Annotated in this window: 23 protein-coding genes and 1 tRNA gene; 12 read left to right on the forward strand and 12 right to left on the reverse strand. The window is 68.0% G+C overall.

The window, feature by feature from the left end:
* The first annotated feature begins 310 nt into the window (after window positions 1-310).
* Window positions 311-511 carry a hypothetical protein gene (locus tag ABV408_RS03790; protein WP_207031759.1) on the forward strand — a complete coding sequence of 67 codons (201 nt, stop codon included), beginning with the start codon at window positions 311-313 and terminating at the stop codon, window positions 509-511.
* Window positions 512-664: 153 nt separating this feature from the next.
* Here the strand turns inward: ABV408_RS03790 and ABV408_RS03795 are convergent, their stop codons facing one another.
* From ABV408_RS03795 to ABV408_RS03805, 3 genes are all read right to left on the reverse strand, one after another.
* Window positions 665-1,492 (reverse strand): TIM44-like domain-containing protein, encoded by an 828-nt coding sequence (locus ABV408_RS03795; RefSeq protein WP_353981136.1) that lies wholly within the window; start codon window positions 1,490-1,492, stop codon window positions 665-667.
* A 129-nt stretch (window positions 1,493-1,621) separates the two neighbouring features.
* Window positions 1,622-2,404: a peroxide stress protein YaaA gene (yaaA, locus tag ABV408_RS03800; protein ID WP_353981137.1), complete on the reverse strand. Its 783-nt coding sequence runs from the start codon at window positions 2,402-2,404 to the stop codon at window positions 1,622-1,624.
* A 112-nt stretch (window positions 2,405-2,516) separates the two neighbouring features.
* Window positions 2,517-3,554, reverse strand: a complete 1,038-nt coding sequence (locus ABV408_RS03805; RefSeq protein ID WP_353981138.1) for an NADP(H)-dependent aldo-keto reductase — start codon at window positions 3,552-3,554, stop codon at window positions 2,517-2,519.
* Between the two features lie 288 nt (window positions 3,555-3,842).
* Here ABV408_RS03805 and ABV408_RS03810 point away from each other — a divergent pair, with 288 nt between their 5' ends.
* Both ABV408_RS03810 and ABV408_RS03815 read left to right on the forward strand, forming a co-directional pair.
* Window positions 3,843-4,358, forward strand: a complete 516-nt coding sequence (locus ABV408_RS03810; RefSeq protein ID WP_353981139.1) for a tetratricopeptide repeat protein — start codon at window positions 3,843-3,845, stop codon at window positions 4,356-4,358.
* Window positions 4,359-4,479: 121 nt separating this feature from the next.
* On the forward strand, window positions 4,480-4,977 hold the full coding sequence (locus ABV408_RS03815; RefSeq protein ID WP_353981140.1) for a hypothetical protein: 498 nt from the start codon (window positions 4,480-4,482) through the stop codon (window positions 4,975-4,977).
* A gap of 19 nt (window positions 4,978-4,996) precedes the next feature.
* Here ABV408_RS03815 and ABV408_RS03820 read toward each other — a convergent pair whose 3' ends face one another.
* A complete protein-coding gene (locus tag ABV408_RS03820) occupies window positions 4,997-5,962 on the reverse strand; it encodes an NAD(P)H-quinone oxidoreductase (RefSeq protein ID WP_353981141.1) in 966 nt (321 codons plus the stop codon).
* Window positions 5,963-6,104: 142 nt separating this feature from the next.
* Between ABV408_RS03820 and ABV408_RS03825 the strand changes: the two genes are divergently transcribed.
* Both ABV408_RS03825 and ABV408_RS03830 read left to right on the forward strand, forming a co-directional pair.
* Window positions 6,105-7,649, forward strand: coding sequence for a lysophospholipid acyltransferase family protein (locus tag ABV408_RS03825; protein ID WP_353981142.1), 1,545 nt, complete (start codon window positions 6,105-6,107; stop codon window positions 7,647-7,649).
* The gene (locus ABV408_RS03830) at window positions 7,646-7,846 is read left to right on the forward strand and encodes a hypothetical protein (RefSeq protein ID WP_353981143.1); all 201 of its coding nucleotides are present in this window, start codon (window positions 7,646-7,648) and stop codon (window positions 7,844-7,846) included. The genes ABV408_RS03825 and ABV408_RS03830 overlap by 4 nt, the downstream gene beginning before the upstream one ends.
* Window positions 7,847-7,854: 8 nt before the next feature.
* Here the strand turns inward: ABV408_RS03830 and ABV408_RS03835 are convergent, their stop codons facing one another.
* The 3 genes from ABV408_RS03835 to ybaK form a co-directional block, all read right to left on the reverse strand.
* Window positions 7,855-8,406, reverse strand: a complete 552-nt coding sequence (locus tag ABV408_RS03835; RefSeq protein WP_353981144.1) for a TIGR00730 family Rossman fold protein — start codon at window positions 8,404-8,406, stop codon at window positions 7,855-7,857.
* 35 nt (window positions 8,407-8,441) lie between these two features.
* Window positions 8,442-8,963: a DUF501 domain-containing protein gene (locus ABV408_RS03840; protein WP_353981145.1), complete on the reverse strand. Its 522-nt coding sequence runs from the start codon at window positions 8,961-8,963 to the stop codon at window positions 8,442-8,444.
* A gap of 166 nt (window positions 8,964-9,129) precedes the next feature.
* On the reverse strand, window positions 9,130-9,600 hold the full coding sequence (gene ybaK / locus ABV408_RS03845) for a Cys-tRNA(Pro) deacylase (protein ID WP_353981146.1): 471 nt from the start codon (window positions 9,598-9,600) through the stop codon (window positions 9,130-9,132).
* A gap of 172 nt (window positions 9,601-9,772) precedes the next feature.
* Between ybaK and ABV408_RS03850 the strand changes: the two genes are divergently transcribed.
* Window positions 9,773-10,069: a hypothetical protein gene (locus tag ABV408_RS03850; RefSeq protein ID WP_353981147.1), complete on the forward strand. Its 297-nt coding sequence runs from the start codon at window positions 9,773-9,775 to the stop codon at window positions 10,067-10,069.
* A 27-nt stretch (window positions 10,070-10,096) separates the two neighbouring features.
* Here the strand turns inward: ABV408_RS03850 and ABV408_RS03855 are convergent, their stop codons facing one another.
* Window positions 10,097-10,546 (reverse strand): hypothetical protein, encoded by a 450-nt coding sequence (locus tag ABV408_RS03855; protein ID WP_353981148.1) that lies wholly within the window; start codon window positions 10,544-10,546, stop codon window positions 10,097-10,099.
* Between the two features lie 82 nt (window positions 10,547-10,628).
* Between ABV408_RS03855 and ABV408_RS03860 the strand changes: the two genes are divergently transcribed.
* A complete protein-coding gene (locus ABV408_RS03860; protein WP_353981149.1) occupies window positions 10,629-11,777 on the forward strand; it encodes a PatB family C-S lyase in 1,149 nt (382 codons plus the stop codon).
* A gap of 125 nt (window positions 11,778-11,902) precedes the next feature.
* On the opposite strand, the gene ABV408_RS03865 is transcribed toward ABV408_RS03860, so the two are convergent.
* A complete protein-coding gene (locus ABV408_RS03865; RefSeq protein ID WP_353981150.1) occupies window positions 11,903-12,835 on the reverse strand; it encodes a tetratricopeptide repeat protein in 933 nt (310 codons plus the stop codon).
* 105 nt (window positions 12,836-12,940) lie between these two features.
* Here ABV408_RS03865 and ABV408_RS03870 point away from each other — a divergent pair, with 105 nt between their 5' ends.
* Window positions 12,941-13,726, forward strand: coding sequence for a DUF3750 domain-containing protein (locus ABV408_RS03870; RefSeq protein WP_353981152.1), 786 nt, complete (start codon window positions 12,941-12,943; stop codon window positions 13,724-13,726).
* A 167-nt stretch (window positions 13,727-13,893) separates the two neighbouring features.
* On the opposite strand, the gene ABV408_RS03875 is transcribed toward ABV408_RS03870, so the two are convergent.
* Window positions 13,894-13,970, reverse strand: a tRNA-Met gene (locus tag ABV408_RS03875).
* A 28-nt stretch (window positions 13,971-13,998) separates the two neighbouring features.
* Complete coding sequence (locus tag ABV408_RS03880; RefSeq protein WP_353981153.1) at window positions 13,999-16,767, reverse strand: DUF349 domain-containing protein; 2,769 nt, start codon at window positions 16,765-16,767, stop codon at window positions 13,999-14,001.
* A 235-nt stretch (window positions 16,768-17,002) separates the two neighbouring features.
* Between ABV408_RS03880 and minC the strand changes: the two genes are divergently transcribed.
* The 4 genes from minC (at window position 17,003) to sbcB (ending at window position 20,460) form a co-directional block, all read left to right on the forward strand.
* On the forward strand, window positions 17,003-17,746 hold the full coding sequence (minC, locus tag ABV408_RS03885) for a septum site-determining protein MinC (RefSeq protein ID WP_353981154.1): 744 nt from the start codon (window positions 17,003-17,005) through the stop codon (window positions 17,744-17,746).
* Between the two features lie 93 nt (window positions 17,747-17,839).
* Window positions 17,840-18,661, forward strand: coding sequence for a septum site-determining protein MinD (gene minD / locus ABV408_RS03890; protein ID WP_353981155.1), 822 nt, complete (start codon window positions 17,840-17,842; stop codon window positions 18,659-18,661).
* Window positions 18,658-18,912, forward strand: coding sequence for a cell division topological specificity factor MinE (gene minE, locus ABV408_RS03895; RefSeq protein WP_035475350.1), 255 nt, complete (start codon window positions 18,658-18,660; stop codon window positions 18,910-18,912). Before minD ends, minE begins: the two co-directional genes overlap by 4 nt.
* An 84-nt stretch (window positions 18,913-18,996) precedes the next feature.
* Window positions 18,997-20,460, forward strand: a complete 1,464-nt coding sequence (gene sbcB, locus ABV408_RS03900; RefSeq protein ID WP_353981156.1) for an exodeoxyribonuclease I — start codon at window positions 18,997-18,999, stop codon at window positions 20,458-20,460.
* Window positions 20,461-20,622: 162 nt separating this feature from the next.
* Here the strand turns inward: sbcB and ABV408_RS03905 are convergent, their stop codons facing one another.
* Entirely contained in the window at window positions 20,623-23,478 is a 2,856-nt protein-coding gene (locus ABV408_RS03905) for an insulinase family protein (protein WP_353981157.1), read from the reverse strand.
* Window positions 23,479-23,551 lie beyond the last annotated feature (73 nt).

The following is a 23,551-nucleotide window of genomic DNA, read 5'->3' on the forward strand; positions in this document are numbered from 1 at the left end:
GTTTATGGGACCTGAATCCTTCGAAACCTTTCCCCGCTACGCGGCCCAGGCCCGCTGCTCTTAACTTATCCCCACCCCCTTTATCGAGAGCCCGCAGTGACCGCCTGTGGATAGTTGGCCGAGGCTGGCCGGGTCATGGGTGTCGAGGGCTCATTGGTCTCGGCACTGACGCCATTTGCCGACAGTGATCTGCATCTTCTGGCTTATCGCGGAGCAAATGGGGAAGGGGTGTGCGAACGCTGGCTGAGGTAAACATTACCGACTATGTTATGAGGGTCATATACGGAGTCGTATCCAAAGGAGTGTCGATATGCGTTCTGATCTACTGAAGAAGATGGCCATGGCGATGATGCTGGGCATGATGGCGTTCGGCGTCGTAGCCTGCGACAACGACGATGGTCCGGCCGAGAAAGCGGGTGAATCAGTGGACAATGCGGTGGATGATGCCGGGCAGGCTATGGAAAACGCCGGCGACAACATTCAGGACAAGGCGGAAGACGCCAAGAATTGACGCCAGGCGTCAGCGCCGACGTGGATAAGCAGGCAAACAACCCTGGTTGTCATAAAGCGCTGACAGAGTGGTGAGCAAAAAAGCGGTAAATAAAAAACCGGGCCCTTGGGCCCGGTTTTTCGTTGTGTAGAACTCGTTGTGCAGAATAGCGCGTTAGTTGGCGGTGTTCTGCTCGATACCCTGAACGTACCAGGGGGCGCCGTCGCGTAGTGCGCGCTTGAGGTGCCAGGTCTCGTTGAACTCGGTCTCTTCGCCATTCTCTTCCAGCACGCCGTGGAACAGCACTGTGGCTTCCGCTTCGCCCTGGAGTTCCTGCACGCTGCCCAGCTCCACGAACAGACGCACGATCTCGGTGCGGTTGTTGGCCGGCTGTTCCATGCGTTCTGCCTTGAGCAGATTGTAGAGCTCGGGGGTCACATACTCCTGAATACGTTCCAGGTCGTTGTTGTCCCAGGCTCGCTGCAGGGTCATGAAGTGCTCCTTGGCACCGGCCAGGAAGCGCTCGCGGTCGAACCATTCCGGCTCGCTGGCGATACCCGCACCACCGACCGCACCGCCAGTCGAGAACGGCATCGGCTGGGCGGCATGTTGCTCGCGCTGAGCAGCGTGACCGTCACCGGCATTGGCGTGAGCGTGTCGCCGCCGCGCTGCCAGGAAGCGGAAGGCGATGAACAGCACCACGGCGATCAGCAGTAGATCGAGCATGCGAATGCCGTCGAAGGCGCCGCCGAAGAACAGCGAGGCGAGCAGGCCGCCGGCGAGCAGGCCGGCCAGCGGACCTGCGAAGCGTGACAGACCCGGGCTCGGTTGGCGTGGCGGGGTCGTGGCGCTGCCGCGGGCGGGCGCCGTGGCCGGCTGTTGAGCCGAGCGCGAATAGGAGCCGAAGCTCTTGGCGCCGCCGAAGCGCTTGGCCTCGGCGTGCTCCACGGCGGCTGTCATGCCGAGCATGCCGACCAGCAGCATGACGAAGAGGTTGCGCATGGCATATCTCCTGAGGGGAAATCGGGTGTCGTCGAAACCGAAGGCGAGAGGCCCGGTCACTGCTCCCATTGTCTCAGCATTGCATGAATGGGAGCTGAACGGGGCCTGCGCCCGACGTGAATCCTCGACTCAATCGCGATCGCGCTCATGGCGCAGGAAGACCGGCTGGCCCGGCTTGGATTCCCCGGCCGCGTAGCGATAGCCGGCGACGTCGAAATCGGTCAGTGCCGCGGGTGACTCGACGCGTTCGCGGATCAGCCAGGCGGCCATCAGGCCACGTGCCTTCTTGGCGTAGAAGCTGATGATCTTGAACTGACCGTTCTTCTCGTCCTTGAACACCGGCGAGACGACATCGGCGGCCAGGCGCTTGAGGTCGACCGCCTTGCTGTACTCGTTGGAGGCGAGATTGACCAGGGTATTGCTGCCACTCTCGGCGATCGCCGCGTCGAGGTCGCGGGTCAGCCGCTCACGCCAGTAGGCGTAGAGATCCCTGCCGGCGGGGTTCTCGAGTCGGATGCCCATTTCCAGACGATAGGGCTGGATCAGGTCGAGGGGTCGCAGCAGCCCGTAGAGCCCGGAGAGGATGCGCAGGTGCGACTGGGCGAAGGCGTTGTCGGCGGCGCTGAAGCTGGCCGCGTCCAGACCCACGTAGACATCGCCCTGGAACGCCTGGGCGGCGGGCTTGGCGTTGTCCGGGGTGAACGGCGTCTGCCACTCGGCGTAGCGTGCCGCGTTGAGCCCGGCCAGCTTGTCGCTGATGCCCATCAGCTCGGAGAGCTGCTGGGGAGAGTAGCCGCGCAGGATCTCGATGAGCTCGCGGCTCTGTTCGAGATAGTCGGGGCGTGTGACCTCGCTGGTGGTTGCCGGGGTCTCGAAGTCCAGCGTCTTGGCTGGAGAGATGATGCTGAGCATGGCGTAGGTTCCTTATCGAGCGGCAGGGCTGCGCGGCGATGACGGGGGCGACGCGGGCCGCCATGAACGGTATCTCCGCCTGAGAGCGGCCCGCGTCAGTGCCCCGGGGCGTTCAGGGGCAGGGATTGGAGATGCGACGGTGCACCGCTTCGATCTCCTCCATGACCTCGTCGGAGAGCGTCAACTGATCACTGGCGAGGTTGGATTCCAGCTGGGTCAGCGTAGTGGCGCCGATGATATTGCTGGTGACGAAAGGTTGCGCGGTGACGAAGGCCAGCGCCATCTGCGCCGGATCGAGGGCGTGGCGGCGGGCGATCTCGACATAGGCGCGGGTCGCCTCCTGGGCGATGTCGGATGTATAGCGCGAGAAGCGTTCGAACAGCGTCAGGCGGCCATCGGCCGGACGCTGGCCATCCAGGTACTTGCCCGAGAGCACGCCGAAGGCCAGCGGTGAATAGGCCAGCAGGCCGACCGCTTCGCGATGCGCGATTTCGGACAGACCGACCTCGAAGCTGCGGTTGAGCAGGTTGTAGGGGTTCTGCACGCTGGCCACGCGTGGCAGCCCCAGGGTGTCGGCGAGGTGGAGGCAATGCATCACGCCCCACGGTGTATCGTTTGAGAGCCCCACGGCGCGAATCTTGCCGGCGTCCAGGGCCTCCTTGAGCGCCCCCAGGGTCTCCTCGAGCGGGGTGGCCTCGCTGTCGTCACCCGGCAAGTAGCCGAGCTCTCCGAAGCAGTTGACGTGGCGATCGGGCCAGTGCAGCTGATAGAGGTCGAGATAGTCGGTCTGCAGACGTTGCAGACTGGCATCGAGTGCCTGATGGATCTGCTCGCGGGTGTGGCGCGGCCCGCCGCGCAGATGGGTCATGCCGCGGCCGGCACCGGCGGCCTTGCTGGCGATGATCAGATCGTCGCGACGACCGCGCTGCTGGAGCCAGCTGCCGATATAGGCTTCGGTGCGCCCCTGGGTCTCGGCCTTGGGCGGCACCGGGTACATCTCTGCGGTATCGATGAAGTTGATCCCGGCGTCGACGGCACGGTCGAGCTGCTGGTGGGCCTCCTGCTCGCTGTTCTGCTCACCGAAGGTCATGGTGCCGAGGCACAGGCGCGAGACCTGCATGTCGGTCTTGCCGAGTGGGCGTCGTTGCATGTTGCGCTCCCATCAGGGCCCTCGTCCGAGGGCCGAAAAGACGACTGAAAATCGTATGTTACTGGGGCCTTTCGGGGGCGGCAAATAGCGCCCCTGCGGCGGGGGTTGAGTCGGCCATCGGGGAGGCGTATGCTTGCGGCCTTTCGCCGCCCGGCAGCCCCGGGCGAGCCTGCAGCAAGTCGATTCCGACGTCGTTAACAACCGTGTTGTCGTAGAACAAAGATGCGTCCAGATCGACAGGGTTTCTCGGACCGCTACCGGTCTTCGTCCTCAAGGTCACTGTCAGTTATGCCACAGACGTTCTCTTTCCTGACACGCTTCGAGTTTCGTCTCGCCTCCGGACTGTGTCACACGCGCTGGATGACCCGCTCGCCCGGCAAGCAGCGGCTGATGCTCAAGTGGTTCAAGCGCTGTGCCGACGCCGGCCATCTGCCGGCGCGGTCGCTCTATGGCCGCGTACTGCTGGCACGCGGTGTCTCGCCCCAGGACAAGTCCACCGGCGCACGCTACGTGCTGCAGGCCGCACAGGAGGGCGACAGTCACGCCCAGTTCCAGGCCGGGTGTCTCTATGAGCACGGCTGCAATCAGTACCAGCCCAACGAGCATCACGCGGTAACCTGGTATGCCCGGGCCGGCGAGAACGGCCATCGCCAGGCTGCCGAGCGGTTGGCGCAGGCCTATCTCGGTGGTGAGCTGGGGCTTGCGCAGGATCCGGCGCGGGCCGAGGCCTGGGCGCAGTATGCCGACCATCTCGCTGGCCAGACCCTGCTCGAAGCGCCTCAGGCCGCGCCGCTGACGCACTGAACCCCGGCGGTGCCTGCCGGTGCCGCGTGCGGTCGGGGTGAACTCCCGCGCCAACACTGTCATGATGACGCCACACCGGCGTCGCCAGATGCGACGGCATCATGAAGAGGGAGTCCACTCCGTGTCGCTGCCTGTCCTTTTAGACATCGAAGCTTCGGGCTTTGGCCGTGGCAGCTATCCCATCGAGGTTGGCCTGGCCCGGGCCGACGGCACGCGCTGTGCTTTCTTGATCCAACCCGCCGACACCTGGACCCACTGGGACGCCAAGGCCGAGCTCCTGCACGGCATCTCGCGGGCGCGGCTGGTCCGCGAGGGCTACCCGGCGGTCGAGGTGGCGCGCTGGCTCAATGATGAGCTGGCCGAGATCGGTGTCGCCTACAGCGACAGCTGGGGCTACGACAACACCTGGCTCGCGCTGCTCTTCGATCAGGCCGGCATGCTGCCGCGATTTCGTCTGGAAGCGCTGCGTCGGCTGCTCTCCGAGGCGCAGGTGACGCTGTGGCGCGAGACCAAGGAGCGGGTGGTGCAGGATCATGACATCCGCCGCCATCGCGCCGGAGACGATGCCAGGCTGCTGCAATTGACCTACAGCGAGACCCGCCGGCTCGCCGCCGAGTGAGCCCCGGCGGCGCGGTGACTCAAGCGCTGACCCGCAGCAGCACCTTGCCGATATTGGCATTGTCATCGAGGTGTTGAAGGGCGCTCTCCGCTTCCTGGATCGGCCAGCTCTCGGCGATCAGCGGCTTGATCTCTCCGCTTGCGAGTCTGGGCCACACCTGGGCGTGCAGGGCATCCAGGATCGCCCCCTTGGCCTTGGCTGAACGCGAGCGCAGGGTCGAGCCGATCACGCGCTGGCGCTTCATCAGCATGCGCCCGAGATCGAGCTTCGCCTCCATGCCGCCCATCAGCCCGATCAGCACCAGCCGGCCATCGGCGTTCAGTACCGCCAGATCCTGCTCCACGTAGTCACCGCCGACCGGGTCGAGGATCATGTCCGCGCCGCCCCACGCCTTGACAGCGTCGACGAAGCTGCCGTCGTGGCGATTCCAGCCGGCGTCGGCACCCAGGCGCGTGCAGGCGTCGAGCTTCTCCTGACTCCCCGCGGTGACGAAACAGGGGTTGCCGAAGGCACGACAGAGCTGGATCGCGGCGGTACCGACGCCGCTCGCCGCGGCGTGCAGCAGGATGCGCTGGCCGCTCTGAGCGGCGCCCTCCATGTAGAGGTTGAGCCAGGCGGTGGCGAACACCTCGGGCAGTGCCGCTGCCTCGCGCAGACCGAGATTGGCAGGGATCGGCAGCACCTGGGCTTCATCCACCACCACCTGTTCGGCGTAGCCGCCGCCGGCCAGCAGCGCGCAGACCGCGTCGCCGCGGCGGAAGCGCTCGACCCGCGGCCCCACCTCGGCGATGGTACCGCTGACCTCCAGCCCGGGAATGTCCGGGGCGCCCGGCGGGGGCGGATACTTGCCGGCGCGCTGCATCAGATCGGCGCGGTTGACCCCGGCCCAGGCCACCTCGATACGCACCTCCGTGGCCCCTACCGGGCCGGGTGCTTCATGTTCGCGCCACACCAGGCGCTGCGACTCGATGGCGATCGCGTGCATCGATGTACTCTCCTCGCTAAGGACATCCCCTCACTCTAGCAGCCCGGCGATGGCCACGCCGTTGTCATATGTCAGCGCCATGCTGGCAGCCATCCATGTCACCCGCCCACGTCACTCGTATACGTAGTAGAGGGGATGGCCCATGATCGATACCGGCGCGCTGCTCGAACGACACCTCGGCGGCTTTCGTCGCCTGCCTCGCTGGCTGCGGCACTGCACCACGGCGCTGATGCGTCGTCTGATCCATGAGCGCGAGATCAATGATTTCCTGGCGCGCCACCGCGAGACGCGTGGCCTGGCCTTCGTCGAGCAGGTGCTCGACTACTTCCGCTTCGGCTATGCGGTCTCCTCGCGGGAGCGGGAGAACATCCCGGTGTTCGGACGCGTGCTGATCGTCGCCAACCACCCGCTGGGCGCCCTCGACGGCCTGGCACTGCTACGCCTGGTGGCCGATGTGCGCAGCGACGTGCGCATCGTGGCGAGCTCGATCCTGGCCCAGATCGAGCCACTGCAACCCTGCCTGCTCCCCTTGGACAACCTGAACCGGCGCGGCTATCGGCGCAGCCTGGCCGCGATCGAGGCGGCGCTGGACCGCGAGGAGGCGGTGATCGTGTTTCCCGCCGGTGAGGTCTCCCGGGCCTGCCCGCGCGGCATTCGCGATCGTCGTTGGCAGGCCGGGGTCCTGCATCTGGCGCGGCGCACCAATGCGCCACTGCTGCCGCTGCACGTGGGCGGGCGCAACTCCTGGCTGTTCTACGCCTTGGCCGCCCTGCGCGACGGGATCGGTACGCTGCTGCTGCCGCACGAGATGTTCCGCCAGCGCGATCGCCAGCTACGCGTGCGCATCGGCGACCTGCTGCCGCTGGAGCGGCTGGCGCGCGGCGGCCTGCGCTCGGAGGCGACGCTCAAGCTGCTGCGCAAGCACGTCTACCGGCTGGGGCAGGGGCGCAAGGGGCTGTTCCGCGGTGAAGCGGCGATCGCCCACACGGAGAGCCGGCAGGCGCTGCGCGAAGCGCTGCGCGAGGCGCGTCGGCTGGGCGAGACCAAGGACGGCAAGCAGATTCTGCTGGTCGAGGGGCCGCCCCACGGCGTGGTGCTGCGCGAGATCGGCCGGCTGCGCGAGATCGCCTTCCGCCGGGTCGGCGAAGGCACCGGTCGGCGACGCGATCTCGATGCCTTCGACGACTACTACCGCCACCTGCTGGTGTGGGACGACCGTGACCTGGAGATCGCCGGGGCCTATCGCCTGGGTGAAGCGGGAGCGATCCTCGACGCTCATGGCCCTGACGGCTTCTATGCCGCGACCCTGTTCCACCTCGAGACGGCGCCCTGGGATGAACTTCGCCACGGGCTCGAGCTGGGGCGCAGCTTCGTCCAGCCGCGCTACTGGGGGCGGCGCAGCCTGGATTATCTGTGGCAGGGGCTGGGCGCCTATCTGCGCCATCACCCGCAGGTGCGCTGGCTGTTCGGCCCGGTGTCGCTGTCGGCGGCGCTGCCGCTGCGCGCCCGCGAGCTGGTGGTCAGCTACTACCGCCACTATTACGGTGACCCCGAGGAGGGCGTGCGGCCGCGGGCCCCTTCGTGCTCTCCGATGCCGGACGGCTGGAGGCGGAGCGGCTGTTCGACGGTGGCGATCGCGACGAGGACTTTCGCCGCCTGCGTGAACAGCTGGAGGCGATGGGGGTGAGCGTACCGGTGCTCTACAAGCAGTACTGCGAGGTCGCCGAACCCGGGGCGGTGCGCTTTCTGGGGTTCGGCGTGGATACCGATTTCGGCTTCTGCGTGGATGGTCTGGTGGTGGTCGACGTCACTCGGCTCAAGCCCGACAAGCGCCGCCGCTATGTCGGCGCCGACGCGGTGACGCCGGCGCTGAGTACGGAGTGAGCCGGGCGTCAGGCGGCCGGATCGCGATCCGCCGCCAGCCGATCCAGCAGGGGCTCGATATCGGTGTCGGCGATCAGTTCGCGGCGGGTGCTGGCGTCCAGGAAACCGTGCTCCACGGTGGTGTCGAGGAAATTCAGCAGCCCGGTGTAGAAACCGCCCACATCGAGCACGCCCACCGGTTTGTGGTGCAGTTGCAGATAGCGCCAGGTCCAGATCTCGAACAGCTCCTCCAGCGTACCGATGCCGCCGGGCAGGGCGATGAAGGCATCGGCGTGGGCGGCCATGGTCGCCTTGCGTTCGTGCATGTTGGCGACGCGAATCAGCCGGGTCAGGCCCTGGTGCGACACCTCGCGCTGGACCAGATGCTCGGGCATCACGCCGATCACCTCACCGCCGGCGGCGAGGCAGGCGTTTGCCAGACGCCCCATCAGACCATTGCGCGCGCCGCCGTAGACCAGCCCCCAGCCACGCGCGGCGATGGCCTGGCCGAGCGCCTCGGTGGCGGCGGCGAACTGCGGGTGATTGCCCTCGCGGGAACCCAGATAGACACAGATATGCACGTTGTCGCTCCTTCAGCGATCGGATGAGACGGCTGTCAGGGGATGCTGGCGGCGACGTCGTAGGTCTCGTCGAGCCAGCGTCCGATGGCATTGTCGCCGCACAGGTGATGGGCGTACTGGGTGTGCAGGCAGCGCACCTGGTCCCAGTTGGTGATCCCGCCGACGCCACGTTCGCGCATCAGCGGCGCGAAGCCGCGGCGTTCGATTTCCGCGCGCTGAGCATCGCTCATGTACGACCAGCGCTGGGCGACATAGTCGGCATGGCTGGCGTGGTAGCTGGCAAGCCACGCCGGCTCCTGCTGCAGGCGTGCCTCCAGCTCCTTGATCACGCCGCTCGCCTCGAGCCGCGAGAGCACGACCTTGAGGCGCTCGCAGGAGAGCCAGTAGAGCGTGGGAAAGGGCGCATCGTCGACGATCGGCGCCATGCGCAGGACCAGCGGACGACCCTGACTATCGGTGGCGGCAACCGCTTCGAGTCCGCGCGGCGGACGGCCGAGCTGCTCGGCGATGATCGCCAACTGGGCCTCGGTCGGTGTCTGATCGGTGCGAATCACCATGCTGGATATTCCGTATGAGCGTGTGGCAACGGTGGCGGCGCGTCATCGCCGGGGCGTGCACTGGGGGCGCGCATCGCCGCCGGGAGCGCGCATGACCGCCGGGAGGGCGCATGATAGTCGTCCCGGATAGGGCCGGGCAATCGACTCCCCCGCACTGCTGTCTCTCTCAGCGCCGTGCCAGCGCCACCGGCGTCGCCGCCAGCAGCGTGATCAGGTCGCGCGGGGCCAGCGACAGCTCCAGCCCGCGCTTGCCGGCGCTGACATGGATCTCGTCGAGGTCGAGCGCGCTGTCGTCGATGAAGCTCGCCAGGCGGCGCTTCTGTCCCAGCGGGCTGATGCCGCCGACCAGATAACCGGTGGCGCGCTCGGCCTCGGCCGGGGTGGCCATCTGCGCCTTGCGCGCGCCGGCGGCCTTGGCCAGCGCCTTGAGGTCGAGCGTGGCGTCGACGGGCACCATGGCGACCACCAGGCTCCCCGTGTCGGTGCGTGCCAGCAGCGTCTTGAAGATCGTCGCCGGGGGCAGCGCCAGGGCGCGGGCGGCGTCCAGGCCGTAGCTCTCTGACGCGGCATCGAGCGAGTAGGCGGTGACGCGGTGGTCGACGCCACGGGATTCGAGCAGACGCACGGCCGGTGTCATGGCAGCACTCCTTGTAAGAATGGGTACAGCGCGGCGCGCCAGTCTACATGACCGGCTCAGGCCAGCGCGCTGCTGGCGCGCCCTGATTGGCGCCGCTAGGCTGAAACGACGCCTGCCGGATGCGAGCCGCCAACTTGAAGACCGCTTTGAAGAGCCGCTTGAACGCCAACCGATGAGCCATGACCGCTGTGGGCTGTGCGGACGCCGAGCGCCGCTGACCCGCCACCATCTGATTCCCCGCGCGCTGCACCGCAAGCCACGCTACCGCAAGCGCTACGGGCGCGAGCAGATGCACACCCGCGTGCTGTGGATCTGTCGCCCGTGCCATTCGCATCTCCACCGCATGCTCAGCGAGCGCGAGCTGGCGGACCACTATGCCAGCCGCGAGGCGCTGATGGCGCATCCCGATATCCGCGCCTTCGTCACCTGGCTGGCGGACAAGCCGGATGGCTTCGTGCCCAAGCGCTGAGTAACGCGATGGCGGCCGCCACCGCGCTCAGATCAGACGCTGGCCGTGGTGGTCCTGCCAGGCGTCCTCCAGCACCGCGTGCAGCGGTGTGTGCAGATGCGCCGGCAGGGCGTCGCGGGCCGCCTCCAGCGAGGGGAACTCGCGGTTGCGCAGCCAGCAGTAGGCCCAGGCGCAGGCCTCGTCGGCGTCTCGCGGCGTGGGCCGGGCGGGCATCTGCACCAGCAGGAACAGCGCCGTGCGCGCGGCCCAGCGCGGCGGCGTGGCGTCGCCGCTCCAGGCGGTCAAGGTGGCGCCGTCCGGGGTGCCGTCGGGGTCGCCGAGTTTGGCCAGGCGCGCGGTATCGGCCAGAATCATCGCCAGGCGGTCGGGGTCGGCCTGGCCCAGCAGCAGCCAGTGGCCGACCAGCGCCGAGCTGCCCGTGACCACGCGGCTATAGAACGGACGTGCGGCACGACCGCGGCAGAGAGTCTCTGTCATTGGCGCTCCTTCACTGCCAGTCGGCGTCTTTCTGGGAAGGCGCCGACTGGCCGACAATCATCAACCGGATGAGAACGTTACTGTGAGTTTCGATTTTGCCACGCCGATCGATCGACGGCAGTATCCGACCAAGAAATGGCAGCAGTACGCCGAGGACGTGTTGCCACTGTGGGTTGCCGACATGGACTTCCGCTCGCCGCCCGCGGTGATCGAGGCGTTGAGCCGGCGCGTCGACCACGGCGTGTTCGGCTATGCCGATGCCACCCCGGCGCTGCGCGACACCCTCTGCCGCTGGAGCGAGCGCCATTACGGCTGGTCCATCGACCCCGCCTGGCAGTGCTGGGTGCCGGGTGTGGTCCCGGCGCTGCACCTGGCGGCGTTGGCGTTCAGCGAGCCCGGCGAGGGTGTGCTCACGGCGACGCCGATTTATCCGCCGTTCTTGAGCGTGGCGCGCCATACCGGGCGCGAGGCGCAGACCTTCGAGCTGGCCCCGCCGACCACCCCCGGCGGCGACTGGCGGCTCGATCTGGAGGCGCTGGAAGCGGCCATCCGGCCCACGACCCGGGTGCTCCTGTGGTGTCACCCGCACAACCCCACCGGGCGGGTATGGGATGTCGACGAGCTGCGCGGGTTGGCCGAGCTGGCGCAGCGCCATGGGTTGATCGTGGTTTCCGACGAGCTGCACTGCGATCTGATCCTCGACCCGGAACGGCCGCACCAGCCGCTGGGCCTGCTCTGCCCCGAACTGGCCGAGCGCTTGATCACCCTCTGGGCGCCCTCCAAGACGTTCAATATCGCCGGACTCTCGGCGGCCTGTGCGGTGATCGCCGACGCCAGCCTGCGGGAGCGCTTCCAGCGCGCCGCGACGGGAGTGCTGCCGGGCGTCAACGTGCTTGGGCTGCACGCCGCCGAGGCCGCTTACGCCGAGGGAGAAGCGTGGCGTCAGGCGCTGCTCGGGGTGCTGCGCGACAATCTGGTGCGCCTCGAGCGGCATGTCGCTGGCTGGCCCGGGGTGACGCTATCGTCGCCGCAGTCGACCTATCTGGCGTGGCTGGACCTTCGCGCCAGCGCATTCGCCGACTCGCCCCAGCAGCGCTTGCTCGAGGAGGCCCGGGTGGCGCTCTCCGATGGCGCCGACTTCGGCTGGCCCGGCTTCGTGCGCCTCAACTTCGGCACCCCGAGCGAGACATTGGAGGCGGCCTTGGGGCGGCTGGATCGTGTCCTGAGCTGACCGGTGGCAGATAGCTGACGCGCAACACCCGGCCGGGGCCGGGTGTTGCGGGTTACAGTACGGGGAGCGCGGGCGGTGGCCGTGTCAGTGCAGTGGCACGGTAGAAATGGCCCCGTAGAAGTGGCTCAGTAGAGCATGGCGAACAGCCGGCGGCGGTAGCTGACCGTCAGCGGGTGGTCGGCGCCGAGGGCGTCGAAGACCCGCAGCAGGGTCTTGCGGGCGGCGTCGTCGGCGTAGGCGCGGTCAGCCTTCATCAGCGCCAGCAGACCCTCCAGGCCACGCTCGTAGTCACCGTCGGCGACCGCGCGCAGCGCGCGCTGGAACCGCGCCTCGCTATCCTCGCGCTCGCCCAGGGCCTCGATCTCGGCCGCGCTCGGCGCCTCTTCGCCGAATTCGATACGCGCACGCACGCCGCGCGCCTTGGGCGAGTCACGGTGCTCAGGCGGCAGATTGTCGAGGATCTGCTTGGCATCCGGAGTCTGGCCGGCAGCCACCAGCACGCCGGCGAGGTCGACCTGATAGTCGTGGTAATCCGGATACTGCTGAATCAGCTCCTGGTAGATCGCCTGGGCGGTCTGGGTGTCGCCGCTGGCGAGTGCCGCCTGGGCCATCTCCTCGGGGCTCTCGGCGGCGTCGGCCGGCGCTTCGATATACTTGCCCAACCATTCGCGCACCTGCTTCTCCGGCAGCGCGCCCTGGAACTGATCGTAGAGCTGGCCCTGGGCGATCAGCTTGACGTCGGGCACCGAGCGTACCCCCAACTGCGAGGCGATCTGCGGATAGGCCTCGATATCGAGCTTGGCGAGCACGAAGGCGCCGGCGTATTCGCGTGCCAGCTTCTCCAGGATCGGTTTGAGGTTCTTGCACGGCTCGCACCAGTCGGCCCAGCTCTGCAGCAGCACCGGGCGCTGCATCGAGCCCTCCAGCACCACCTGCTGGAAGTTGTCCAGGGTGACGTCGACGATGACGTCCTCCGCCGGAGCTTGCGCCGCGTCGTTGCTGTCCTGGCCGTCGGGGCTGGTGAGCGGTTGGCCTGTGCGGGGATCGACGATTGCCATGAAGAAGTGCCCTTGATGTGCGGTACGGGATTGGCGAGTGTTATGCGGGTCAGCGGCCGGTGATTCAACCCCCGGCGGTCCATTTCTCGAACGGGGGAGCATCTCATGTCGAGTGCCATCCGTGGCCTGCGTGTGATCCTCAAGCTGCTCTGCGGTGGCCTGCTGCTGCTCCTGTGTCTGCTGCTAGGGCCGGCCTGGTTGCTGTTGTCGCAGCAGGTCGACTGGCGCGGCGACTGGCAGCACGCCTCGCGCAGCGTGAGCGGTCTGGCACCGGACCCTGCGACTACGCCGGCGGCGCTGGTACAGGTCTATGCCGCGCGCGCCTTCGCCTGGCGCGGCGCCTTCGGCGTGCATACCTGGATCGCGACCAAGGCCGAACACGCCGCGCACTACCGCGTCTATCAGGTGGTGAGCTGGCGCCGCCCCACGGTGCAGGTCGCCGTGGCGCAGCCGGACCGGGCCTGGTACGGCAACCCTCCGGAACTGCTGGCAGAGCTGCGCGGAGCCCCGGCGGCGCGGGCCATCGCCACCATCGAGCAGGTGGTGCCGAGCTATCCCCAGGCCGGGCACTATCGCATCTGGCCCGGGCCCAACAGCAACACCTTCGTCGCCTGGGTGGTGCGCCAGGTACCGGAACTGGCGGTGGACTTTCCGGCCAACGCCATCGGCAAGGATTATCTGCTCGACGGTCCGCTGGCCCGGGCGCCGTCGCACAGCGGCTATCAGCTCTCGCTGGGCGGGCTTGTGGGCGTGACCGCGGCGTGGGAGGAGGGGGTCGAGTTCAACCTGCTGGGTCTCGGCGTCGGTGTCGATCTCGATCCGCCGGCCCTGCGGTTGCCCGGCATCGGGCGCCTGGGCATGGTCCAGCCGCCACGGCGCGATGAACAATGATGAAGGCGTAGCCGACGGCCCGAAGGATGGCCGCCAGGGAAGGTGTCCACCAAAAAGTGCCGGGAGCGGTTTTTGACGTCGGCGCAGCCGACGGCTCGAAGGGTGGCCGCCAGGGAAGGTGGCCACAAAAAAAGGCCGGTGCCTCGAAAGGCACCGGCCTAATAATTTGGTAGCGGGGGCCGGATTTGAACCGACGACCTTCGGGTTATGAGCCCGACGAGCTACCAGACTGCTCCACCCCGCATCAACGTGGGGCGAATTATACGTAAGTATTAGCGCGTGTCAACACCCTCGTGACCCGCACTGCCCAGTCGGGCCAGCAGGGCATCGAACGAAGAGGCGTAACGGGCCCATAGCGATGCCTCCAGCGGGGTGATGGTGAACAGTCGCAGCAGCGTCTGCTCGAGCTCCTCCGGTGGTGTCGGCGGGCGCCCCAGAGCGTCGTTGAGGCGCGCTACCTGAACCTCCAGGCGCAGCGGCTCCAGCGCCTCGGGGATCGGCTCACCGGCGAGCAGACTCAGCTGCACCAGGCAGCGCTGCAGTACCTCTTCGGCGTCGTCTGCGGCGAGTGGTGTCTGCTTTTGTCGCTGCTGCAGGCGCTGGCGCAGCGCGGCGGGCGGCTCGGGATCGAGCGCCGTGCCGGCGATCGCCTGTTCGAGCCAGCGGCGATAGTCGGGCCAGGTACGCGCCTGGGCGACCAGTTCGAGCCGCTCCAGGGTCACTTCGCGGGCATGCACGATTCCCTGCCAGCGCCGCTCCATGCCCTCACTGCGACGGCTGTGCGGCAGCGGCGAGAGGCGCTGAGCCTCCGCCAGGGCGGCGTCCAGCACGTCGCGTTCGCCAGCGTGGGTCGGCTGCCATGCATCGAGCTTGTCGATCAGCGCCTGCATGGCGTCGAAGCGCTGCTGCTGGCGTGCCTGCTGCTCGCCGCGCAGCGCATCGCGCGCGGCGAAGATGGTGTCGCAGTGGCTGCGGAACTGTCGCCACAGGGTCTGCTCGACCCCCTTGGGTGCGCGCCCCAGTTCGCGCCAGCGCTGCTGCAGCTGCTTGGCCTGATCGGCGCGCTGCTGCGCCGGCCCCGTCTGCTCGGCCAGGCGCTGGGCCTCGGCCACCAGTTCGCGCTTGTGGCTGGCGATATCTCCGGCGCGGGCGTCGATCAGCGTCTGCAGGCGCTGGCGCAGCCGGGCGAAGCGCCGTCCCAGCGCGGCGGCACGGCGCTTGGGTACCGGCCAGTGCTGGTCCCACTGCTCCTGGGCAGCATCGCGAATACGCCGCAGGGCGTCGGGGTCGGCATCCTCGGCGGGATTGTCGAGCAGCGTCTCCAATTGTTCGCAGAGCGCTTCACGGAGCTCGAGATTGTCGCGCTCGCGGTTGGCGAGTTCGCTCTCCCAGGCCGCCAACTGGGTGTGCAGGGCGTCGGAAGCGGTGCGAAAGCGCTGCGCCAGCTCACGACTGGCGGCGGCATCGCCGAGCTGGCGCCACTCGCGGATCAACTGCTGATGCCGGCGGTGGCGCTCGGCATCGCTCTGCTCGCGCGCCTCGGCCAGTGCCTCGATCGCCGTGAGCAGCTCCTCTCGCTTGGGTGCGGCAACGAAGCCGCGCCAGTCGCGCAGCTCGGCGAGCCTGGCGGTGAGCTGCTTCCAGCGCTGCTCGAGCGCGGCGGGCAGTGCGGCAGGGCTGGCGTCGATCTGCTGGCGCAGTTGGCGCTGAATCTGCGCCGCGGGACGGTAGCGGCCACTGTCGAGCTCGGCTTCGAGCTGGTCGAGCTGAGCGCTGAGCGCCGACTCGTCCCAGGTCGGCGGGGCACTGCTGTCACGCGCTGCTGCCGACGCGGCGATGGGGGCGGCCGATTGACGTAGCGCATCCGCGATCAGAGCGGTCGGCGGGAGGGTCTGTGGCCAGTCGAGGCGGGCCAGCAGTGCGGTGGTGTCACCCTCCTGATCCAAAGCCTGGCGCAGCTCGGGTGCCAACTGTGTCAGGCGCTCCCATGCCTGCCACAGTGTCTGTACCCGGCGTTCTAGCTCGGCATGGCGCGCGGCGTAGGCGTCACTGACACCGTAGTCGTCGGAGACCGACTGCCAGCGCTCGCTCTGCAGCTGCCAGCGCGAGGCCAACGCCTCCATCGCTTCGGTGGTCAGCGGTTCACTCGCACTGACGGTATTGAGCGCCTGTTCCAGGGCCTCGAGGATGCCCTCGCGGGTGGCCTTGGCTGTGGCCTTCTCGCGCTGGACCCGTTCCAGTTCGCGGTGGTGGTGCTCGTGTTCGGCGATGCGTTGGCGGCAGCGTGCAACGGCGATATCGAAACGCTGGTGCTGGGGCTGGTCGGCGCCGTCGGCGAGGGGTTCCCATGCCTTGACCCAGTGCTTCAGGCGCGCCTCGTAGAGTGGCTCCCAGGGGCGGTGCGCGTGCGCTTCGAGGGCTTCCAGCAGACGCTCGCGTTCGGCGCTGGCGGCGGCCTGCTGCTCGGCGTCGGCACGCTGGCGCGCCAGCCGCTCGCGGGCCAGCCGCGCCACCTGCTTGTCGCGCCTGGCCTGCTTGACCAGCGTGCCCAGACCGGCCGGGCTGGAGACGCGCTCGGCCGCCGCCAGGCGCACCGCAGCAATGCCGTTGTCACTGGCGTGGTGCACCAGCCGCGCCTCATCCTCGATTCTGGCCAGGGCGGTCAGCCGCAGCGTCTGGTTGTCGCCCTGTTCGACCAGCGCATCGAGCAGTGCCTGCTCGTTCAGGCTCGCTACCAGCGCAACACGCCGGGAGAGCTCCAGCGCGGGCTGCTCGCGGCCGCCGATCACATCGATCAGGCGTGCCAGCGATTCGGGAGAAGCGGCTTCGTGGTGCCACGCGAGCAGCGTGTCGGGATCGCTCAGGCGCGACAGCGCGGCTTGGCGTACGCTGGCATCGCTGTCTCGGGATAGCGTCTTGAGCGCGGCATGGTCGCCGGCATCGAGTTGCAGCGCGGCGTGGGCGCGCACGCTGGGGTCCTGGTGGTCCCAACGCGGGCGCCGCCGACGGGGAGACAGTAGGCGTTGAAAGAGTCCTGGCATGGCAGGTTTGGCATCCTGAAAACGACGGGCTGGCGGTGGCCGATGCGGCGGGCGGCGTGGCATCGGCGGCAGCCGCCTATCTAACCATTTGACGGCCCGCGGTAAAAGAGTGCAGAGCCACGGGCGTCGGCCGTCGGCGACACCTGACAAAAGGTCTAGCTGGCCTTATGATCGGTTGCAGCGGCAGACGCCCTCGCATAGCGTAACCCCTATTTCCCCGCTGCGGAGTTCGGTCATGAGTCTCAACAGGGATCGGGCAGAGACTGCCTTCACGTTCAAAGGTGGCATGCTGCCCATGACGGTCATGGAGTTGACCAGTGGCGACCCGGAGCGCGTGCGCGCCCAGCTGGCCGGCAAGGTCAGCCAGGCCCCGGCCTTCTTCCAGCACACGCCGGTGGTGCTCAGCGTCGAGCGGCTCGATGAGCCGCATCTGGCGCTGGAGCGTATCTGTGCCGTGTGCCGCGCGCACAAGCTGCTGCCGGTGGCGGTGCGTGGCGGCCCCGATCCCGTCAAACAGTCCGCCTGGGCCCTGGGCCTGGGCTGGTTCCCGCCGCAGGAGAGCCGCCCCAAGGCGGTCGAGGCCAGCCCGGCCGAGCCGGTGGTGGAGGTCGAGACCGAGCTGCCGCTGGCCGGCACCGAAGGGGCCCACGCCGGCGGGCGCATCCATCGTGGCACGGTGCGCTCGGGTCAGCAGGTATCGGCGCCCGAGGGCGACCTGGTGGTGATCGGCGCGGTCAATCCCGGTGCCGAAGTCCTCGCGGCGGGCAGCGTACACGTCTACGGGCCACTGCGCGGGCGTGCCCTGGCAGGTATTCATGGTGATCGCGAGGCGGGCATCTTCTGCCATGACCTGCATGCAGAGCTGCTCTCGGTGGCGGGTACCTACAAGCGTCTCGAGGACATCGACCCGCGTATGCTGGGGGCGAGCGTCCAGGTGCAGCTCAGGGAAGATCAGCTGCGCATCTCGGCTTTGACCTGAACCGGCAGAGCCGAGCGGCGCCGAAGACGATAAGGTGTCGCCCCGCTTCGGGCGGGTGTGATCAACAATCTATCGGGTAACAGGAAGTTCATCTTGGCCAAGATCATCGTTGTAACCTCCGGTAAGGGTGGCGTCGGCAAGACGACCAGCGCTGCGGCCATTGCCACGGGACTGGCCTTGCGCGGCAACAAGACCGTGGTCATCGACTTCGACGTGGGTCTGCGTAACCTCGATCTGATCATGGGTTGCGAGCGGCGCGTGGTCTACGACCTGGTCAATGTCATCCAGGGCGAGGCGGGGCTCAACCAGGCGTTGATCCGTGACAAGCGCACCGAGAACCTGCACATCCTTCCGGCCTCTCAGACCCGCGACAAGGATGCGCTGACGCTCGAAGGCGTCGAGAAGGTGCTCAACGATCTCGCCGAGGATTTCGACTACATCATCTGCGACTCCCCTGCAGGGATCGAGCGTGGCGCCCAGCTGGCGATGTACTTCGCCGACGAGGCGGTGGTGGTGACCAACCCCGAGGTCTCCTCGGTGCGCGACTCCGACCGTATTCTCGGGCTGCTGTCGTCGAAATCGCGGCGCGCCGAGCAGAATCGCGATCCGGTCAAGGAGCACCTGCTGATCACGCGCTACAACGCCAACCGCGTTGATGACGGCGACATGCTCAATCTGGAAGACATCCGCGAGATCCTGGCGATCGAGCTGATCGGCCTGATCCCCGAGTCGGAAGCGGTGCTGCGCGCCTCCAACCAGGGCGTGCCGGTGGTCCATGATGACAAGAGCGATGCCGGTCAGGCCTATCTGGACACGGTAGCTCGACTAATGGGCGAAGAGGTGCCGCTGCGTTTCCACGCGGCGCAGAAGCGTGGCCTCATCTCGCGCATGTTCGGAGGAGGGGGCCGCCGGTGAGACTACTCGACTTTCTCAAGGGTGAACGCAAGAAGTCCGCGTCGGTCGCCAAGGAGCGGCTGCAGATCATCGTCGCGCACCAGCGCGGCCAGCGTGGCCAGCCTGACTACATGCCGATGCTGGAGCAGGAGCTGCTCGAGGTGATCCGGCGCTATGTTCAGGTCGATCAGGATGCGATCAGCATCAGTCTCGACAGCGACAACGACTGCTCGGTGCTCGAACTCAACGTGACCCTGCCCAACCGCGACTGAGCTGCCACCGAATCGCGCCCCGGGGGGCATGAGTCGCGCCCGGGCGTGTGCTAGGCTTGCGCTTTTGCGCAGGCGGAGAGCGGTATGGCCAAGGCCAAGGCGGCACTGACTTTTCTGTGGCACGACTACGAGACCTTCGGCGCTGACCCCCGGCGCCACCGCGCCTCGCAGTTCGCGGCCATTCGCACCGATGCCGACTTCAATCCGATCGGCGAACCGCTGACCCTTTATGCGCGCCCCGCGGATGACGACCTGCCGCACCCCCAGGCCTGCCTGATCACCGGCATCACCCCCCAGGCGGCGCTGCGCCGCGGCGTGCCCGAGACAGAGTTCGCCGCGCGTATCCTGGCCGAGATGAGCGTGCCGGGTACCTGCTCGCTGGGCTACAACAGCCTGCGCTTCGACGACGAGGTGAGTCGTCATCTGTTCTACCGCAACCTCTTCGACCCTTACGCCCGCGAGTGGCAGAACGGCAACTCGCGCTGGGACCTGATCGATGCGGTGCGTGCCTTCTACGCGCTGCGCCCGGACGGTATCGAGTGGCCGCAGCGCGAGGATGGTGCGCCCAGCTTCAAGCTCGAGCACCTCACCGCCGCCAACGGGATCGAGCACGCCGGGGCCCACGATGCACTGGCCGACGTGCGCGCGACCATCGCCCTGGCGCGACGGCTGCGTGAAGCCAACCCCAAGTTCTTCGAGTATCTGCTGTCGCTGCGCGACAAGCGTCGGGTCGCGGCACTGCTCGATGTCGAGGCGCGCAAGCCGATGCTGCACGTGTCACGGCGCTACCCGGCGAGCCGCGGCTGCAGCGCGCTGGTAGTGCCGCTGGCCAAGCATCCCAGCAACCCCAATGGGGTGATCGTCTACGACCTGGCGGTGGATCCGGCGCCGCTGGCGTCGCTATCGCTGGAGGAGATCAAGGCGCGGCTGTTCGTCAGCGAGAGCGAACTGGCCGAGGGCGAATCGCGCATTCCGCTCAAGGTGGTGCATCTCAACCGCAGCCCGGTGCTGCTGCCGATTGCCGCGGTTGACGCCACGGTGGCCGAGCGCCTGAGTATCGATCGCGCCCTGTGCGAGCGCCACTGGCAGACGCTGCTGCAGAACCCGGAAGCCGCCAGCAAGGCGGCTGCGGCCTTTGCCGACGGGCCTGCCGAGCCGCCGCGGGACCCCGATTTGATGCTCTACTCCGGCGGCTTCTTCTCGCCGCATGACCGTCAGGCGATGGAGCGGGTCCACGCCACGCCGCCGGAGGCGCTGGGACAGACCGGCTTCGCCTTTCAGGACCCGCGGCTGGAAGAGATGCTGTTCCGCATGCGCGCGCGCAGCTATCCCGAGACGCTGGAGAGCGAGGAGAAGGCGCAGTGGGAGGCCTACCGCTGGTCACGCATGAACGATCCGCAGAGCGGTGCCTTCACCCTCAAGGAGTTCGCGCGGGAGATCGAACGGCTCAACCAGACCGCCCTCGACGCGCGCGAGCGTCAGGTGCTCGAAGAGCTGGTGATGTACGTCGAGTCGATCATGCCGGAGCAGGCCTTCGACGCCTACTGACCGGTGGCGGGTGCGGTCACTCCTCGTCGCAGCGGCCAATGGAGACGCCCGCGAGCTGTCGCTCCGCGCAAGGGCGATCAGCATCAAACGCTGTACCCTGACACGATGCAAAGCGCCCCGGCCATGGCCGGGGCGCTGCATTTCTGGGGTGGGTGACCCCGCTCAGCGCGGCAGCGGATTGAAGCCGTGGGTCAGCGCATCGACGTCGCTGGCCGTGTCGCCCGGGTCGGCGGTGATACGCAGCGCCGGGTGCGCTCGCAGCGCCTGCCACGCCTGCTCGAGCGCCTGTGGCGTGACCTCGGCGACCGCCGCGGCGAGGTGACGGCGACGCTCGAAGTCGACCTCCGGGTAGGCCAGGTTCTGCCACAGACGGTCGGCGCGCTCCTCCAGCGACTGGTCGCGGGTCAACAGCTGCTGGCGCACCGCTTCGCGGTAGGGTGCGAGTTCACTGGCGTCGAGGGTATCGATATGCTGGTCGAAGCGGGCCAGGAAGGCATCCATGCGCGCGTCGATCTTGGCGCTGTCGGCGCTCGGCGACTGCACCAGCAGGCTCAGCCCGGGAGCATCCAGCAGCGGCGCGTAGCCGGCGTTGACGATATAGCCGAGCTGCTCGTCGGTGCGCAGCTGGGCGAAGAAGGGCGGGCCGATCAGCTGGCCGAGCACGGCCAGGCGCGCCTGGCTGGCCAGCGAGCGATCGGGGCCCTGGAGATAGCGCAGCACCGCCGCGTCGTCGCGGGCGGTATTCGGGTGCAGCACCGGAGCATCGGCCGGCACTTCGAGTGCGGTGAGCGGCGGGATGTCGTCGGCGTGCAGCCGCGGCGCGAGCGCATTGGCCACCAGCAGGCCTTCGCGTCGCGCGAGCTCGGCGTCCAGGTTGCCCACTGCCATACCCTGCAGGTAGAGCTGGCCGAGGAAGTGCCGGCGGTAGTCACGCACGTCCTGCACGTCGATCTCATCGAGCGCCGCGAGCATGTTGCGGGTGCTGATCTGCGGGCGCATCAGCGCCTCGCCCAGGGTGCGCTGCATCTGCTGGTAGAGCGCATCCTGGGGTGCGTTGCGCCAGCTGCGCGCCAGCCCCTGCTTGACCCGGGCGAGGCTGTCGGCACTGATCTCGCCGTGCTGGAGCTGTTCGATCACGGTCTGCATCAGGCGCGCCTGGTGGTCGCGCCAGCCGGAGAAGGCCAGGGTGATGCCGCGCCCGTGGGCATAGGCGACGAACTCCTGGCCGGCCAGGGAGGCCGGGTAGAAGCGCTCGTTGAGCCCATCGTTGAGCCAGCCTGCCAGCAGCCGCGTGAGCACGGCGTGGCGTGCATCGCTGGCGGCCTGGGGAGACTGCAGGCTGAAGCGCCACTCGACCCGGGGCGCGCCGAAATCGCTGTCCGCCTGGTGCCAGAGCTCGACGCTCGGCGTGTCGACGAGGCGCTCGGGCTCGGCGGCGGGAAACCTCTCGACGCTCAGATCGTCGGCGATATAGGGGTTGGGCTCGGGCAGCCCGAGGCCGTCGAGGGGTTGCGCCTCGGGCCACTGGGACACCCGGGTCAGGGTATAGGGGGCAGCGAAGTAGGGCGTGGTCTGCGTGCCCTCGACCTCGGGGCCGCTGTAGACCCGCAGCAGGTTGTCCGGCGTGAGCCGGTCGAGCAGTGCATCGATGGCCGCGGGGGCGAAGTGATCCATGCGGTAGGGCGCATACTGCACGTCGGCGAGCGGATAGTAGGCCAGGCTCATGGCCAGGCTGCTCACCGTCTGGATCGGCTCCTGGCGCTGCTGGAAGCGGAACGCCTGCTGGGCCAGGTCGGCCTGCTCGCGGTAGCGCCACGCCTCCACACCCTGGTCACGCAGGCGCTGAATCTGAGCGAACAGGCTGGCCTGGATCTGGTCGAGATGCGCCACCCCTTCGGCAGTGAGACTGATCGAGACATCGAACAGGGCGTGGCGGCCGTCGGCCTCGCGGGTGCCGGCGGAGAGCCCGTCGGCCCAGCCCTGTCGGCGCAGCGCGGCGAGCAGGCTGCCTTCGCCTTCGTGGCCGAGCAGGTTGGCGACGTAGGCATCGGGCTTGTCGGCATAGTCACCGATGGGGTCGGCGATCGGGAACAGGAACTCGACGCGCTGGCGGCTCTCGTGGGTCTTGACCCGCAGGCGTGCCGGCAACTGGCCGGGGAGCGCCAGCGGGGTGTCGATCTGCGGCCGCGAGAGGTCGTGGTCGGCGATGGCCACGAAGCGGCTGCGCACCTCCTGTTCCAGCGTGTCCAGCGGCTGCGGCGCGAGCACCACCAGATGCATTACGTTGGCGTCGTAGTGGGCGCGGTAGAAGTCGACCAGCGCCTGACGCAGCGGGCGCTTATCGCTGTTGAGGGTGTCGAGGTTGCCGACCGAGAAGTGGTTGATCGGGTGCTCGGGGTTGAGCGCCTTGCCCAGCGCTTCGGCGATGCCGCGGGCGTCGTCGGCACGGCGCGCCTGGTACTCCGAGTTCACCGCGTGGCGTTCACGGTCGACGTACTCCGGGTTGAACTGGGGCGAAACGAAGAACTGAGCGAAGCGGTCCAGCGCCTCGGGAAAGGCCTGGGGGTCGACATCGAAATAGAAATTGGTGTCCTGGGCTGCGGTGAACGCATTGTGCGAGCCGCCGTTGCGCTGGATGAAGCTCTGGTAGCCGTCCGGATCGGGGTAGCCCGCGGTGCCCAGGAACAGCATGTGTTCGAGGAAGTGCGCCAGCCCCGGCATGTCGGCGGGGTCGTTGTCACTGCCCACCGAGACGTCCATGGCCGCCGCCGCCTTGTCGGCTTCGGGGTCGCTGATCAGCAGCACCTCGAGCCCGTTGGCGAGGGTGACGGCGCGATAGGCGCGGCTGTCGTTGGGACTCTGGATCGGCGTGTCGCCGGTCGCTGGCGGCGCCTCGGCGGCGGCTGTCTCGGCCGTTGGGGCCAGCGGTGCGGCCTGGCAGACGCCGAGCAGGGCCATGAGGCCGAGTCCGGCCAGCCAGGCGCAGGTGGGCGCGCGCGATATCCGGGGGTGAGGCATGGATGCTCCCTGTCTGTCTAAGAGGGTGTTCACAAAATGTCTGCGCGGACTCGGCGTCCCCAACGAATCGCTG

Source organism: Salinicola endophyticus, assembly GCF_040536835.1.
Taxonomy (GTDB): Bacteria; Pseudomonadota; Gammaproteobacteria; order Pseudomonadales; family Halomonadaceae; genus Salinicola; species Salinicola endophyticus_A.

Bases quoted from the DNA above. Each gene is read 5' to 3' on its own strand.
- ABV408_RS03790 (WP_207031759.1), top strand. From the start codon at position 311: ATGCGTTCTGATCTACTGAAGAAGATGGCCATGGCGATGATGCTGGGC.
- ABV408_RS03795 (WP_353981136.1), bottom strand. From the start codon at position 1,492: ATGCGCAACCTCTTCGTCATGCTGCTGGTCGGCATGCTCGGCATGACA.
- yaaA (WP_353981137.1), bottom strand. From the start codon at position 2,404: ATGCTCAGCATCATCTCTCCAGCCAAGACGCTGGACTTCGAGACCCCG.
- ABV408_RS03805 (WP_353981138.1), bottom strand. From the start codon at position 3,554: ATGCAACGACGCCCACTCGGCAAGACCGACATGCAGGTCTCGCGCCTG.
- ABV408_RS03810 (WP_353981139.1), top strand. From the start codon at position 3,843: ATGCCACAGACGTTCTCTTTCCTGACACGCTTCGAGTTTCGTCTCGCC.
- ABV408_RS03820 (WP_353981141.1), bottom strand. From the start codon at position 5,962: ATGCACGCGATCGCCATCGAGTCGCAGCGCCTGGTGTGGCGCGAACAT.
- ABV408_RS03825 (WP_353981142.1), top strand. From the start codon at position 6,105: ATGATCGATACCGGCGCGCTGCTCGAACGACACCTCGGCGGCTTTCGT.
- ABV408_RS03840 (WP_353981145.1), bottom strand. From the start codon at position 8,963: ATGGTGATTCGCACCGATCAGACACCGACCGAGGCCCAGTTGGCGATC.
- ybaK (WP_353981146.1), bottom strand. From the start codon at position 9,600: ATGACACCGGCCGTGCGTCTGCTCGAATCCCGTGGCGTCGACCACCGC.
- ABV408_RS03850 (WP_353981147.1), top strand. From the start codon at position 9,773: ATGAGCCATGACCGCTGTGGGCTGTGCGGACGCCGAGCGCCGCTGACC.
- ABV408_RS03855 (WP_353981148.1), bottom strand. From the start codon at position 10,546: ATGACAGAGACTCTCTGCCGCGGTCGTGCCGCACGTCCGTTCTATAGC.
- ABV408_RS03865 (WP_353981150.1), bottom strand. From the start codon at position 12,835: ATGGCAATCGTCGATCCCCGCACAGGCCAACCGCTCACCAGCCCCGAC.
- ABV408_RS03870 (WP_353981152.1), top strand. From the start codon at position 12,941: ATGTCGAGTGCCATCCGTGGCCTGCGTGTGATCCTCAAGCTGCTCTGC.
- ABV408_RS03880 (WP_353981153.1), bottom strand. From the start codon at position 16,767: ATGCCAGGACTCTTTCAACGCCTACTGTCTCCCCGTCGGCGGCGCCCG.
- minC (WP_353981154.1), top strand. From the start codon at position 17,003: ATGAGTCTCAACAGGGATCGGGCAGAGACTGCCTTCACGTTCAAAGGT.
- sbcB (WP_353981156.1), top strand. From the start codon at position 18,997: ATGGCCAAGGCCAAGGCGGCACTGACTTTTCTGTGGCACGACTACGAG.
- ABV408_RS03905 (WP_353981157.1), bottom strand. From the start codon at position 23,478: ATGCCTCACCCCCGGATATCGCGCGCGCCCACCTGCGCCTGGCTGGCC.